General features: G+C 43.3%; 13 protein-coding genes and 1 other annotated feature. Of the genes, 7 read left to right on the top strand and 6 right to left on the bottom strand.

Annotation, left to right across the window (positions count from 1 at the left end):
- Positions 1–257: 257 nt before the first annotated feature.
- Positions 258–2,060: a thiamine pyrophosphate-dependent enzyme gene (locus tag EAL2_RS13585; protein ID WP_025436900.1), complete on the top strand. Its 1,803-nt coding sequence runs from the start codon at positions 258–260 to the stop codon at positions 2,058–2,060.
- Positions 2,057–2,644, top strand: a complete 588-nt coding sequence (locus EAL2_RS13580) for an indolepyruvate oxidoreductase subunit beta (RefSeq protein WP_242842523.1) — start codon at positions 2,057–2,059, stop codon at positions 2,642–2,644. The genes EAL2_RS13585 and EAL2_RS13580 overlap by 4 nt, the downstream gene beginning before the upstream one ends.
- A 113-nt stretch (positions 2,645–2,757) precedes the next feature.
- Here EAL2_RS13580 and EAL2_RS13575 read toward each other — a convergent pair whose 3' ends face one another.
- Positions 2,758–4,185: an alanine/glycine:cation symporter family protein gene (locus EAL2_RS13575; protein WP_025436898.1), complete on the bottom strand. Its 1,428-nt coding sequence runs from the start codon at positions 4,183–4,185 to the stop codon at positions 2,758–2,760.
- Positions 4,186–4,510: 325 nt separating this feature from the next.
- Positions 4,511–4,837, bottom strand: a complete 327-nt coding sequence (locus tag EAL2_RS13570; protein WP_025436897.1) for a thioredoxin family protein — start codon at positions 4,835–4,837, stop codon at positions 4,511–4,513.
- A 196-nt stretch (positions 4,838–5,033) separates the two neighbouring features.
- On the opposite strand from EAL2_RS13570, the gene EAL2_RS13565 reads away from it, so the two are divergent.
- The 3 genes from EAL2_RS13565 (at position 5,034) to EAL2_RS13555 (ending at position 8,465) form a co-directional block, all read left to right on the top strand.
- The gene (locus EAL2_RS13565) at positions 5,034–5,876 is read left to right on the top strand and encodes a Cof-type HAD-IIB family hydrolase (protein WP_025436896.1); all 843 of its coding nucleotides are present in this window, start codon (positions 5,034–5,036) and stop codon (positions 5,874–5,876) included.
- Positions 5,877–6,080: 204 nt separating this feature from the next.
- On the top strand, positions 6,081–6,779 hold the full coding sequence (locus tag EAL2_RS13560) for a TVP38/TMEM64 family protein (RefSeq protein ID WP_025436895.1): 699 nt from the start codon (positions 6,081–6,083) through the stop codon (positions 6,777–6,779).
- A 74-nt stretch (positions 6,780–6,853) separates the two neighbouring features.
- Positions 6,854–7,028: a binding site (T-box leader), on the top strand.
- A 45-nt stretch (positions 7,029–7,073) separates the two neighbouring features.
- A complete protein-coding gene (locus EAL2_RS13555) occupies positions 7,074–8,465 on the top strand; it encodes a glycine--tRNA ligase (RefSeq protein ID WP_025436894.1) in 1,392 nt (463 codons plus the stop codon).
- A 139-nt stretch (positions 8,466–8,604) separates the two neighbouring features.
- Here the strand turns inward: EAL2_RS13555 and EAL2_RS13550 are convergent, their stop codons facing one another.
- The 3 genes from EAL2_RS13550 to EAL2_RS13540 form a co-directional block, all read right to left on the bottom strand.
- On the bottom strand, positions 8,605–9,660 hold the full coding sequence (locus tag EAL2_RS13550) for an FAD:protein FMN transferase (RefSeq protein WP_025436893.1): 1,056 nt from the start codon (positions 9,658–9,660) through the stop codon (positions 8,605–8,607).
- 430 nt (positions 9,661–10,090) lie between these two features.
- Positions 10,091–10,777, bottom strand: a complete 687-nt coding sequence (locus EAL2_RS13545) for a DNA alkylation repair protein (RefSeq protein WP_025436892.1) — start codon at positions 10,775–10,777, stop codon at positions 10,091–10,093.
- A gap of 264 nt (positions 10,778–11,041) precedes the next feature.
- Positions 11,042–11,572: a hypothetical protein gene (locus EAL2_RS13540; RefSeq protein WP_025436891.1), complete on the bottom strand. Its 531-nt coding sequence runs from the start codon at positions 11,570–11,572 to the stop codon at positions 11,042–11,044.
- Positions 11,573–11,926: 354 nt separating this feature from the next.
- On the opposite strand from EAL2_RS13540, the gene EAL2_RS13535 reads away from it, so the two are divergent.
- Both EAL2_RS13535 and EAL2_RS13530 read left to right on the top strand, forming a co-directional pair.
- Positions 11,927–12,160: a thioredoxin family protein gene (locus tag EAL2_RS13535; RefSeq protein ID WP_025436890.1), complete on the top strand. Its 234-nt coding sequence runs from the start codon at positions 11,927–11,929 to the stop codon at positions 12,158–12,160.
- A gap of 32 nt (positions 12,161–12,192) precedes the next feature.
- A complete protein-coding gene (locus EAL2_RS13530; protein ID WP_025436889.1) occupies positions 12,193–13,131 on the top strand; it encodes a CobW family GTP-binding protein in 939 nt (312 codons plus the stop codon).
- Between the two features lie 99 nt (positions 13,132–13,230).
- Here EAL2_RS13530 and EAL2_RS13525 read toward each other — a convergent pair whose 3' ends face one another.
- Positions 13,231–13,884 carry a class I SAM-dependent methyltransferase gene (locus EAL2_RS13525; protein WP_025436888.1) on the bottom strand — a complete coding sequence of 218 codons (654 nt, stop codon included), beginning with the start codon at positions 13,882–13,884 and terminating at the stop codon, positions 13,231–13,233.
- Positions 13,885–13,910 lie beyond the last annotated feature (26 nt).

Below are 13,910 nucleotides of genomic sequence, written 5' to 3'. Positions count from 1 at the left end.
GACAGTCTAGCATTGCTATTCTGCCGCCTTCGTCCGGATATTGCGATTTGGTTTTAATATTTAAAGATGTTACCACAGATTAAATAGTGTGGCAATGATTTTTTGAAATGCAAAGAGCAATCATTGCTGCATGAGCATGAAACAGAGTATTTGCAGGTATGATTTTTTAAATTGTCTTGTTACAGACTTTTAAAGGGGTATAAAAAAATCAGACGGATAAACAACGAGCAATCAGATAAAAGCAAAGGGGTGGTGACATGGAAGGCAAGAAGGTACTTATGACGGGGAACCAGGCGATAGCAAGGGGCTTTTATGAAGCTGGAGGACTTGTTGCTGCAAGCTATCCCGGGTCGCCTGCGGTTGAAATTCTCGAGAGCATAAAGCGTGAATACAGGCAGATTTACTCGGAATTTTCAGTCAACGAGAAGGTGGCGCTGGAGGTAGCCATGGGAGCCTCCTTTGCAGGGGCCAGAGCGCTTGCAAGCATGAAGCATGTAGGTGTGAATATAGCAATGGATCCTCTTATGACCTTCACACAGACAAAGACAGCAGGCGGATTCGTTTTAGTCAGTGGCGACGATCCCGGCATGGCAAGCTCTCAAAACGAGCAGGACAACAGGATAATCGGGAAGTTTGCAAACATGGCTGTGCTTGATCCCTGCGACAGCCAGGAAGCCAAGGACTTCACGAAGATTTCCCTCGAGCTGAGCGAAACCTACGGAATGCCTGTTATGCTGAGGATAACTAGCAGGTTATGTCACAGCAGGGGCATAGTTGAGCTTTTGGATAGGGAGGAAAAGCCTGCGGAAGGCTTCAAGCCAGATAAGACGAATTTCAATATGATACCGCCAAACACCTTCAAAAAGCAGTTTGAGATGAAGGAGAGGCTAGAAAGCCTGTCAAAAGCTGCAATGGATCTGGGTATAAACAGGCTGGAGAAAGGCAATGGCAGCGAGGTTCTCATAATAACATCGGGGCTTGTGTACAACAACCTGATGGAGCTGAATCTCGACATGCCTGTGCTCAAGCTGGGACTTGTATACCCGCTTCCGCTTGATGCGATAAGGAGCCTTGCCAGCGACTACAGGAGGCTGATTGTCATAGAGGAGATGTCTCCATTCATTGAGAACGAGCTTAAAATTAATGGCATTGAGTGCGAAGGCAAGTCGTATTTTTCGTTTACTGGCGAGCTTGGCATAGAGGAAATAGAAGCGGGTCTTCTAAGGGCAGGCATTTTTGAAGAATCCAGGTATTCAGGCAAAATGGGAGAAGATAAGTCTGTTCCGCCGAGACTGCCGCTTTTTTGCGCCGGCTGCCCCCACAGGCCTGTTTTCGACATACTCAAGAAATCGGGCCGAAAGGTTGTAGGAGATATAGGCTGCTATTCACTTGCGGGTATATTTCCAATAGAGGTTCTCGACACAATAATTAGCATGGGTTCGTCCCTGGGCATAATAAAGGGGATGGCTAAGGCTATGAAGCTTAGCGGTAAGAGTGAGCCTCTTGTTGCTGTAATAGGTGACAGCACGTTCTTCCATTCTGGAATGACCGGAATGGTCAACATGCTGCACCAGATAGACCCCGAGGACAACATGACGATAGTCATATTAAACAACGGAACTACTGCCATGACCGGCGGCCAGCATACGGCAAGCTCCGGAAGCTACGCCAGCGAGGACGACATGCATGTAGACCTGGAAGTGCTTTTAAGGGCAATGGGCTTTGAAAACGTAAGGTCTGTAGACCAGTTTAAATACAAAGAGGCTAAGGAGGCCATAGATGAGGAGATAAAAAGGCCAGGCTTGTCCATAGTCATAGCTACGAGGCCATGCGCTCTAAGATTCAAGATAAGAGAGCCCCACTTCTATGTGGACCCGAATGTCTGCATAGCCTGCAGAAACTGCATAAGGACAAACTGTCCGCCTTTGCGCATGAAAAAGTACGAGGGAATAGAAAAGCTCAAGTCCTCTATAAATCCGGAAATGTGCGTGGGATGCTCTGTTTGCTCACAGGTATGCCCTGTAGGCGCAATAAAGAGAGCTGACGGGGAGGTGGAATGATGAAAGCCTATAATATCATGCTGGCAGGAGTTGGAGGCCAGGGACTTGTTCTAACTACAAGCATTATATGCAGTGCGGCTTTTTACGCGGGCTATGATGTAAAGAGCAACGACATAATTGGGCTTTCCCAGCGGGGTGGAAAGGTCTGGGGAAGTGTGCGGCTAGGAGAAAAGATCTATTCGCCCAACATACCTCCAGGGGATGCGGATTTCCTGGTGGCCCTAGAGCCGCTGGAAGCCGACAGGTGGAAGGGAAGCCTGAAAAAAGAAGGCATACTAATCGTCAATACAGGGGAAATAGCCCCGGCTCACGTGGCGGCCGAAAAAGCGGAGTATCCGGCTGACATAATAGAAAGGCTTTCGACCTCATACAGGCTCTATGCCATTGATGCGGCCAGTGAAGGTAAAAAGCTAGGCTCGGCCAAGGTTGCAAACCTGTTTCTTATAGGTGTCCTGGCAAATCATATGGAGATACCAATTGAGGCATGGCACGCAGCCATAAGGGAGAATGTCCCCGCCGGCTTCATAGATATGAATATCAGGGCTTTTGATATAGGATATGAGATGCATGACCAAAGGGAGTAGAGTAAGCAGAACATTACACTACAGCGGAAGCCTTATACAAAAAAATAAGAAGCTAAAAAGAGGTATATTAATTCATACCCGCTTTTTAGCTTCTTTTACATGCCATAGATACTTTAGACTGCTTTCTTGTTGTAGTCAGGGCTGTAGTTCCAGCATTCTACATCGTCGATACCTTCTATGCTGTCCTTGTAGAACACAGGATCCAAGCCCATTTTCTTTTGCCTTGTGTAGTCATCAAGGGCGTCAATTGCCTTCTTGTAATGGAAAGCTATGCTTCCAAGGTTGATAATAGCCATTAGCCCCATGAAAAGGTCTGCCATGTCCCAGACTATCTGAATTTTTGCTATTGCTCCAACCATAACCATTGAAGAAACGGCAATCCTGTATGCAAACAGCCATTTCCTGTCTGCTTTTATGAATTCTATGTTCGTTTCACCATAGTAATAGTTTCCTATTACAGAGCTGAAAGCGAACATGAATATGCAGACTGCGATGAATGAATTTCCCCATGCGCCGACTTGAGAAGAAAGCGCATTTTGGGTCAGTTGTATCCCCTCAGCGCCCGTTGTTTTGTATGCGCCTGAAAGGAGTATCATTGCAGCAGTGGCGCTGCAAATAAGCAGGGTGTCTGTGAAAACACCAAGAGTCTGTATCAGACCCTGTTTTACAGGGTGAGAAACAGTAGCTGTAGCGGCGGCATTAGGCGCGCTACCCATACCGGCTTCGTTAGAGAAGAGTCCTCTTTTTATTCCCATCATCATAGCGGCTCCAACTCCACCGCCAAACATTGAGTTGAGTCCGAATGCATTTGAGAATATCAGTGCGAACACTGATGGAAGGCTTGAGAAATTCTTGATTATAACGAAAAGTGCCACGATTACATAAGATACTGCCATTATTGGGACTATTATTTCCGACACTTTGGCAACTCTTTTGACTCCGCCGAATATTATGGCAACAGTCATTACCGTAAGCAGTATGCCTGTGACAGCGCGGTCAACTCCAAATGCGTTTTCTACTGCGAATGATATAGTGTTCGACTGGACTGAGTTGAATACAAGACCGAATGTAATTGTTATAAGTATCGAGAAAACAACTCCAAGCCATCTAATGCCCAGAGCTTGTTCTATGTAGTATGCAGGGCCGCCTCTGAAGCCGTTTTCATCTTTGACTTTGTATATCTGTGCAAGAGTGCTTTCTACAAAACTTGATCCGGCGCCGATAAGGGCTATAAGCCACATCCAAAACACGGCTCCCGGACCTCCAAGTGTTATTGCTATGGCAACTCCTGCAAGGTTTCCGGTACCAACTCTTGAAGCCGTACTTATGCAGAAGGCCTGGAAAGACGAGACTCCCGTTTTTTTATTCCCGATTTTTGCCGCACCCTCCCCAAGCAGTCTTACCATCTCTACAATCATCCTAAATTGCACGAATCGAGACTTCACAGTGAAATAAAGACCAAGAACTATAAGCATTACAATAAGGATATAAGACCATAAAATATTGTTTGTTGCTGCTACGAATTGCTCTAGGATACCTATCAAATCCACACTTCCTTTCCAAATTATGAGTTACTTTGCGAAACTGAATGAGATGAAAAACAATTACTCTTGCATACATGTACAATAATAGTCCGAAACAATTGTAACAGAAACATGAATCTATAGCAATTGTAATTTGTGTGGAAATTTATTTATATATAAAAAATCATACATATAATTTAATTGTCAGCAAATTTAAAAAAAAGAATGCTAAAATGCAGCCGCGCAATATTTACTGCTAAAAAAAGAAAAATCCGGCAAATCATAGATCGCCGGATACGGTAAATTGGGAGAGCTTTAATAGATTTTTTCAATTGAAGCCATGTTAAGTTTCGGACAGTTCGATATATCGACTTATTTGAGACTCAAGTGCTGTAATGCTTATGAATCGGGCTTCTCTTATAAATTCCTTACCGCCTATGTAGAGCAGTATAGTTGGAGCTGTGAAAACAGAAAAATGCGCAGCAGTCTCAAGGGAGTTGTTTATTATTATTTTGGCCGAGGCTACAGTTCCATAATTTTCAAGCATAAGCTCCACTTTGGGAAGCGTGTCCTGGCAGACGGAGCAGAGCTCGTCAGAGAAATACAAAAGGCAAAAGCTGTTTGATTCAATGAAGGATTTGATCTGTTCCAAGCTATTGAGCTGTCTCATAATGCCCCCCTATAAGAAAAATGTGTTATATAGTATTATGATAATATATTAGAATTCATATGTGCAACAGCTTAACTACAATCTGCTGCTGTTACTTGAAATCCGGCGGCAATAGTAGCTGTGAAATTGTGGAGGCCCAGTTAATAAGAGCAGTGTATGAAATTGCTGAGAAATCATGACTAGTGGAGGAATTGACATGAACAACTATAAGCTATGCGTGCTTGACATGGACGGTACAATGCTTGCAAGTGACCACAGCATACCTGTGAAAAACATAGAGGCGATAGGCAGGCTCGCAGAGCGTGGCATAAGCGTAGTGGTGGCGACGGGCCGAATGGACATAATGATAAAAAGCTATATAAAGCAGATGAAGCTGGACCTTCCCGTGATATCTTGCAACGGCGGCATGATAAGAAGGCTGGGTGAAAATAATCCTATAGCAGAGTTTCCAATAGACGCAGATAAGGTACTTGGTTTCATAAATGCCTGCAGAGCGGCTGGCGTTTCTTTTTCACTCTACGGGCGTCACAGCATGTTTACCGAAAAGCTGGATGGAAGGGCGCTTTTTTTCCATGAATACAACAAGACGCTGCCCGATGATGAAAAGATAGACATACAGGTAGTTCCAAGCTGCAGGGCTCTCGTAGAAAACGGAATGCCCATAATAAAAGGGGTATTATATACGGATGACTATGAGGCTCTTGAGACTGTAAGGCAGGAAGTCGATCGCATTGAGGGCGTGGCGATTGTCCAGTCGGGAAAAGGGTTGTATGACTTCATGAGAGCAGAAGTGAGCAAGGGGAGGGCTGTAGAGCAGCTGGCGCAGATAATGGGGATAGGCCGGGAGCAGGTTGTGGCATTCGGTGACAACCACAATGATATTAGCATGCTCAAGTTTGCAGGACTTGCAGTAGCCATGGGGAATGCGGAGGAGGATGTAAAAAGGCACGCAGATTTTGTGACGCTTACTAATGACGAGGCGGGCGTGGCATACGCTATTGACAAGCTGGTGCTATCGGAAAACGCCCATAGAATATAATCTATGTGTTTGCTAGCAGCACGAGCCCGCACATGCCACATATGAGTCTGGGGTATATAAAACACACGAATGAATTGGAGCTGTGCGATAGAATATCTCTATATTAATTACCTGGTTTTATTTAATATGATAATATCTACATTGGCGGTCTTATTTTTGAATTATCAGCTTGAATTTTAAATCGACATGTAGGAGGGATTTATCATGAACAAGAAGCAGAAAAATATATTGATCAAGGGTTCGATTCCAGTAATCCTCATAGCACTATATTTTGCAGTTCCACAGGTCAGGGAGACGATAAACCAGTGGACAATGGTTTTCAAAAAACTCAGCGTTGATGATGTAAGGGACTATATACGATCGTTTGGAGTTTTGGCTCCTGTGACATCATTCTTTCTAATGGTGTTCCAGTCGGTTGCCGCGCCTTTGCCTGCGTTCCTTATAACATTTGCAAACGCGGCCATATTTGGCTGGGTCTGGGGAGCACTGCTTTCTTGGAGCTCGGCAATGGCGGGAGCAGTGCTTTGCTTTTACATCGCCAAGATTTACGGCAGGGGAACCGTTGAAAAGCTTACAAGCAAGTTTGCGCTCGAAAGTGTTGACCTTTTCTTTGAAAAATACGGAAGCCAGGCGATACTAATAGCCAGGCTGCTGCCATTCATGTCGTTTGACATAGTCAGCTACGCGGCAGGGCTCACATCGATGTCGTTTTGGTCTTTCTTTTGGGCTACAGGCCTTGGACAGCTTCCGGCGACAATAATATATTCGTATATAGGCGGCATGCTTACGGGCGGCGCAAGAATGGTGGTTGCAGGGCTGCTTACGCTGTTCGCGCTTACAGCCGTTATATTCCTGGTGAAGAAGATGTGGAGCGAGAAAGAAAAGAAAGGTAAAATAGCGTAGAGTGTAATAAAATATTAATAAATATGCTTTACAAGCACTTTTTGTCGTGTTAAAATCATTTAAAGCCATATAGTTTTTCTGCAGTGAAAAAGAGGAGTAGTCAACGCGAGTCTCAAAGAGAGCCGGTGAAGGTGTGAATCCGGCAGGCAGTTTTGATGAAGGGAGCTTTGGAGCAGATACCTTTAAAGTGGGTGCAGCATTTGCATCAATTAGGGTGGAACCGCGAGAGCATAGCCTTTCGTCCCTTTCCAGGGATGAAGGGCTTTTTTTATTATTTTTTAAGGAGGGAATTATATGTCGAAGGAATTTACTATGGTTGATATTGTAGCCTTGGCAAAATCAAGAGGATTTGTGTACCCAGGGTCTGAAATATATGGGGGCCTTGCAAATACATGGGATTATGGTCCTCTTGGAGTTGAGCTTAAAAACAACGTTAAAAAAGCCTGGTGGAAAAAATTCGTACAGGAGTCTGAGCATAACGTGGGACTCGACGCTGCAATACTTATGAACCCTGAGGTTTGGGTTGCGTCTGGCCACGTTGGAGGTTTCAGTGATCCCCTGCTGGACTGCAAATCGTGCAATTCCAGATTCAGAGCAGACAAGCTTATTGAAGATTTCATAAAGGAAACAGACGGCGAGGAAGTAACTGTGGACGGATGGGGCCAAGAGAAGATGGAGCAGTTCATAGCCGAAAAGGGAATAAAATGCCCGGAGTGCGGCAAGTCTGACTTCACTAACATAAGAAAATTCAACCTCATGTTCAAGACCTTCCAGGGAGTAACTGAGGATTCGCAGGCGCAGATATACCTAAGGCCTGAGACTGCACAGGGTATATTTGTAAACTTCAAGAACGTAGCAAGGACTTCGAGAAAAAAGGTGCCTTTTGGAATAGCGCAAATAGGCAAGTCCTTCAGAAATGAGATAACTCCTGGTAACTTCATATTCAGGACAAGAGAGTTCGAGCAGATGGAGCTTGAGTTCTTCTGCAAGCCTGGTGAGGACATGGAGTGGTTCTATTACTGGAAGGATTTCTGCAAGAACTGGCTGCTGAATCTGGGAATCAATGAGGAGAACATGAGACTCAGAGACCACGAGAAGGAAGAGCTTTCGCACTACAGCAACGCCACAACAGACATAGAATACAGGTTCCCCTTCGGCTGGGGCGAGCTTTGGGGAATTGCGGACAGAACAAACTTTGACCTTAGCAGGCACAGCGAGCATTCTGGCACTTTGCTTAACTATCAGGATCCTGTGACTAACGAGAAGTATATACCTTACTGCATAGAGCCATCGCTTGGAGCTGACCGTGTGACGCTTGCTTTCCTTGTGGATGCGTACGACGAGGAGGCGCTTGAGGACGGTACTGAAAGAACAGTACTCAGATTCCACCCTGCGCTTGCACCTCTTAAGGCTGCAGTGCTTCCTCTTACTAAGAAGCTTGAGGAGCCTGCGCTCAAGGTATACAGGGAGCTTGCGAAGAAATTCATGGTTGACTATGATGCCGGCGGAAGCATAGGAAAAAGATACAGAAGGCAGGACGAGGCTGGAACTCCTTTCTGTATAACTGTTGACTTCGACACTCTTGAAGACAATACTGTTACAGTAAGAGACAGGGATACTATGGAGCAGGTAAGGATGCCTATAGCTGACCTTGTGAAGTTTATAGAAGAAAAGATGGAGTTCTAGAGATTCTCCAAAAGATATGATTTTCTGTGATCGGATGGCGGCTGCGTAAACATTCCATCTAAAGCGAGAAGACCCATTGACGAAGGCATGCATTATGCAATATGCGGCCGACAGCCAAGGGGTCTTTATCATTTTGGGGTTAATTATTTGTGCTTGAAATCTTGAAAGTCTTGTCCGTAAGTGAGAAAACCTCTTTTGCTCCTGAGGTTAAATAGATATTCTTGTCCATGTCGATGGCTATAGCCTCTACGTCCTCGTGTGATTCGGCAAGGGCAAGGCCATCCTCAAGCCCCATCGAGAATACAGAAGTGGAAAGTGCGTCAGCATCGGCCGAGCTCTTGGCTATTATAGTCACGCTGGATAGCCCATTTTCGACCGGATAACCTGTAAAGGGGCTTAGTATGTGGTGGTAGATTTTGCCGTTCGATTCGAAATATCTTTCGTATATTCCCGAGGTGACAACAGTGGAGTCACTCACAGCTACTGTGCCTATGTAACTGCCGCGCGAATCGAATGGATTTTGCACTCCTATTTTCCAGGGAATATCTGTATCCTTTGAGCCGACAGCCATGACGTTGCCGCCCAGATTGATAATCGCGCGGCTTATTCCATGCGCTTTTAGATATTCTGAAATCTCATCCGCCGCATAGCCCTTGGCAACGCCTCCAAGATCAAGCAGCATGCCCTTCTTTTGAAGATACACCGATCTTGTAGAGTCAGTTGTGCCAACCATCTTGTAGCCAACAAGGCTCCTGGCATTTTGAATCTCCTGCTCTGAGGGCACTTTGGCGTTATCTGTGCCTATTCCCCAGAGCCTGACAAGAGGTCCTATTGTTATGTCAAAGTTGGCGTCAGACATGGAGCTGTATTCGAGCCCTTTTTTGACGACGGTATAAGTTTCTCTAGATACAGATACAGGGAGGGAGCCTGAGTTTTCATTTATTCTGTTTATCTCGCTGCCTTCGACGTTGAGGCTCATTTTGCTTTCTATATTACGAATTATTTCAAATGCCCCGTCTATTATAGCCTGATCTGTTGTATCGAAGAGCTTTATGTCGATTACAGTGCCCATTAGAAAACCGGTATTTGATATGGATACTTCGCCTTGAGGTGAAGATTTTGAGAATGGCTTTAAAAGCAGAATGGCGGCAATGGCAATTAAGGCAAATACAACAAGTAAAGTGCTTTTTTTCATACTCTGACTCCTTAGGATGCGACTAACAGCAGCCGCTGAATGGAATAATATAATATACATTATACTATATACGAAAAAAGAGTTCAAAAAAAAGCCGGATTGGAAAACCAATCCAGCTATATTCTTGTTCGTTACTTCCAAAAATCACACAGAGGCTAGCCGATATATGCAGCCGCTGATGTATCCCTGCATTTTATTTTGATTTTTTCTTCGAACTGTTTTTGGATGAAGAACTCGGATCAAGTGACGACATATAGAAAAACATAAAAATGAGAAGTCCTGTGAATCCTAATAGAACTAAAGCCTTAACCATTACGAATCGCCTCCCGCAATTTATTATGATTTCAAAATATTAATTTAATATATACCCAAATTCAAGAACGTTGAACAAAGTTTAAAAGAAATTATTGAATCATATTATAACATTACATCAGACTTGCTTTGTTTTTCTCTGAACAACCTTCAGAGCCTCTCTTTTGCTCAAGGGTTTGAGTGTTTCTGAAGCGACAAAGGAGACGACATCGTCGGGGTTTGTTTTTGAGTATTCCCGCAGCGCCCAGCCTATGGCCTTTTGTATGAAAAATTCCCGAGAATCAGATAGTCTGCTAATATAACTGAAAAGCAGCTCCTTGTTCGTCTTGCCCTTGTATTTTAGCTGGAATAGCAGCGCCGATCTTTGAAGCCACATATTGCCGCTGTCAATCCAGGCGTCTGTAACAGAAGGAACCAGGGCGGGGAATCTCCTTATAAGGTCTCCTGCTGTGTTTGCTGACAGGGCGTCTACCGTGTCCCACCATGACTTGTTTGTGACTAGAGCTTCTATAAGCGCCATGCCGCTTCCCGGCAGCCTGTCGACATTCTTCTGAAGCATTTCCGCGCCTAAGTACTGGAGCTCGCGCTCATCCTGCTTCCAAAGCTCGAGTATAAGGTATTCAAGGTCATCCAGCGTAAGAGTGCGGCTCTCCTGCATAAATGGTTTCGAAATCCGCCTTCTTTCAGCAGTCTTTATACCGAAGAAGTCGAACTGGTCTTTCATGTATTTTTTCATCCAGAGTGAATTTTCTTCGTTGAATGCGCTTTCATACGCCGAACGTATTCTTTGCAGTAAATCCTTCAAAGTAGGCACCCCCAGGATACTTGTATTTGTCATGCGGAATATCATTTGCAGCAACGACAATATGTATAAGTAGATTATACTCATACGTATAGCTGAGCAAACACAGGGAGAAAATTTAATTGTTCGAATAATAATCTTAAATAATATTATCGTAATTGATATATAATGCAGGTAATTTCGTGAATATGCATCAAAAATATTATTATTCAAAAGCAAAAAAGGAGAACCTCTAATAAAAAGATTCTCCTTTAAACAATCTACTCGCTATTTCTTGTCTCCAAACACAACATAGTCAGGATAAAGCTTGCTGAAATTTCCCTGACCTCCTTCAAGAATCAACAAGCGGTCAGTATCAATACCTTTTGCGGCAAAATAATCAGCAGGTCTTGTAGCTCCGCTTTTGCCTCCAGGACAAATTAATATTACATCTGCATCTGTATCCTTTATAATCTCATATACAGGTTCAAGCTTAGCATAGTCCTCGACTGTTTCAAGTGGTCTTGCCTGAGTTTTGATCAAGTCGCCCTTCATATAGGAATCAGCTAGTTCTTCTTCTGTTTGAGAGGAAGTCATAATCATGGCACCTGATTCCAAATCTCCCGCGTCAATACGAGCCTTGAGATCTGCAGCGCTGATATAATTGTATTCTCCCAATTCTTTGGGTATTTGAGCTGCTTCAGCTGCTGGCTTTGTCTCAGCTTCAGGTTTTGTTTCTGTTGGAGCCGAACTGCATCCCACAGCCAGGAAGGCCATTAAAAATAAGCTTACTACAAGTAAAATGTGTTTCTTTTTCATTATTACCCCTCCAATTAATTTGAATATTTGTTTTCAAAATTAAAAATAACATTGAAAACAGTACAAGTAGAATATTATCATAATTTTCAAACAATTAAAAATAGCAATATCTAATAGAGTATAAATAAATTATTGAGATATTTAATAAGTAAATCCGCCACAAATTATTTATTTTTGAAATTTAGACCATTTCAGTTGGCGACGAAAAAATCCATAGAATGTGACATTCAAATGGCATTATAAAAAGCTTAAAAATACATTGACATACTTCTATGTGTTTTATTATAATTAACATATAGAACTTTATCGATGTATATTTGAGCTGATATTATAAGAATACAGGAGATGATTTTTGTGGAAATTAAAATTCTAGGCACTGGCTGTGACAAGTGTGACAAGCTTGAGGCTAACGCAAAAAAGGCTGTAGAAGAACTCGGCATAGACGCAACTGTAAAAAAAATAGACGACCTTGTTGAAATAATGACTCATGGTGTCATGACGACTCCGGCTCTTGTAATAGACGGGGCTGTAAAAGCGCCAGGTAAGGTATTGAGTGTGGAAGATATAAAAAAATATATAGCCAAGTAGGCTTCATGATAATTTGACGGAGGATGATATTAATGAACAAAGCGCCAAAAAAACTGTATCTGCTCACTGGATTTTTAGGAGCCGGCAAAACTACATTCTTGAAGAATGTAATGGACAATCTTGGAGACAAGAAAATAGGAATCATAATGAATGAATTCGGCAAGACGGGGGTAGACGGAACGCTTGTTGAAAAAGAAGGAATTACACTTACTGAAATAAACAGAGGCTCCATATTTTGCTCATGCCTTAAAATATCATTTGTTCAGGCTATGGTTGAAATGGCGGCGCAGGAGCTCGACTACATTTTCGTTGAAAGTTCAGGTCTTGCAGACCCTTCAAATATTGACGAAATTCTCGATGCGGTAAGAAGGCTTGCCGGCGAAGACGCATACGACTACAGGGGAGCTATATGCATAGTTGACGGCAGAAACTTCCTCGAGCAGATCGAAGACCTTGAAACAATAAAGAGGCAGGCCCTTTACAGCAACTTCGTAGTAATAAATAAGGTAGACCTTGTAGACAGCAGCACTGTTGCTGCGATAAAGGAAAAAATCATGGAAATTAACCCTTATGTCAAGATTGAGGAATCGTCTTTCGGAAACGTAAACTACAGATTCCTGGAGGAAGACCTTGTCAAGGAGAAATGGGTTGAAACTCAGGACACTACAAACACTACTGAGAACAAGCCAAGAACCTTCACGCTCAGATACGACGGAGCTGTAGAAAAGAGCAAGTTTACTAGCTTCTTGGATGCAGTATCTCCTCACGCATTCAGGATAAAGGGATTCTCGAAGCTTGACGACGGCTGGAACCAGGTGGACGTAGTCAACAAAAAGATCGACTACAAGGAATTCGACTCTTCAGCGCCTGACTCGAGCGTAGTTTTCATATCGAGAATAGGAGTAGGAATAATAAAGGAAATTGCAGACAACTGGGAGAACATAGTCGGAACCGAAATGAAACTAAGATAATATAGAAAATAAATGATAAACGTCAGAACCCTTGAGAAGCTTTGTATAGCTTATCGAGGGTTTTGCATTTTGCAGGCATTGGAAAAATCATTCAGGACGCTATTGCCTCACTGCAAAGGTCGTATATCGAATGCCATTTGTGTGAATGACTTTAAGTCCGACAAGGTCAGCTATATATTCCATTGTTTTAGTGGTATAGAAGGAGATGTGGCTTTTGTCCCTCATATAATGCCAGCGCAGGAAGTGCTGCTCGTCATTTTGATGAAAAAGGGTCATGACAGCTAAAACTCCAGTATCACACAGAAGCCCCTTAAATAAACTGAAGTATTCCAGAGGATCCTTCAGGTGTTCAACAACTTCTGTGGATGTGACAAGGTCGTATTTTTTATTCAAATAGACCTTTTCTGGGGAGTAGTACAAATCATATATATCCACTGCATACCCGTGATTCTTCTCGAGAATTTGGGCCAACACGGGAGATGGTCCGCTACCGAAATCCAGGCCCTTCTTTCCTTCGTTTACATAATTGAACACGGCAGCTTCAAGAAACTTATAGAAATAAGCCACATACCTTGGGTCATCTATTGAATTGTTGTGGTCGTTGTATATAGTAAGCTCATCCTCAGGCGAAATGATTGCATTTTCATCCTTTGATATGAATTCGCACCTTTCGCAGTAATGATAGTCTGCATTGAACTGCTTGCTATGAATCTTTCGCGTTTCGAAACCGCATATTTTGCATTTGTTACTCATTTTCCCGTTAGATTCCTCCTTTTTCA

Source organism: Peptoclostridium acidaminophilum DSM 3953 (assembly GCF_000597865.1).
Taxonomy (GTDB): Bacteria; Bacillota; Clostridia; order Peptostreptococcales; family Peptostreptococcaceae; genus Peptoclostridium_A; species Peptoclostridium_A acidaminophilum.
The sequence above is the reverse complement of the archived record's forward strand: the minus strand, read 5'-3'. Positions and strand labels throughout refer to the sequence as shown.

Coding starts and splice junctions, on each gene's coding strand:
- EAL2_RS13540 (WP_025436891.1), bottom strand. CDS start 11,572: ATGAAAAAGAAACACATTTTACTTGTAGTAAGCTTATTTTTAATGGCC.
- EAL2_RS13560 (WP_025436895.1), top strand. CDS start 6,081: ATGAACAAGAAGCAGAAAAATATATTGATCAAGGGTTCGATTCCAGTA.
- EAL2_RS13555 (WP_025436894.1), top strand. CDS start 7,074: ATGTCGAAGGAATTTACTATGGTTGATATTGTAGCCTTGGCAAAATCA.
- EAL2_RS13570 (WP_025436897.1), bottom strand. CDS start 4,837: ATGAGACAGCTCAATAGCTTGGAACAGATCAAATCCTTCATTGAATCA.
- EAL2_RS13530 (WP_025436889.1), top strand. CDS start 12,193: ATGAACAAAGCGCCAAAAAAACTGTATCTGCTCACTGGATTTTTAGGA.
- EAL2_RS13550 (WP_025436893.1), bottom strand. CDS start 9,660: ATGAAAAAAAGCACTTTACTTGTTGTATTTGCCTTAATTGCCATTGCC.
- EAL2_RS13565 (WP_025436896.1), top strand. CDS start 5,034: ATGAACAACTATAAGCTATGCGTGCTTGACATGGACGGTACAATGCTT.
- EAL2_RS13585 (WP_025436900.1), top strand. CDS start 258: ATGGAAGGCAAGAAGGTACTTATGACGGGGAACCAGGCGATAGCAAGG.
- EAL2_RS13580 (WP_242842523.1), top strand. CDS start 2,057: ATGATGAAAGCCTATAATATCATGCTGGCAGGAGTTGGAGGCCAGGGA.
- EAL2_RS13525 (WP_025436888.1), bottom strand. CDS start 13,884: ATGAGTAACAAATGCAAAATATGCGGTTTCGAAACGCGAAAGATTCAT.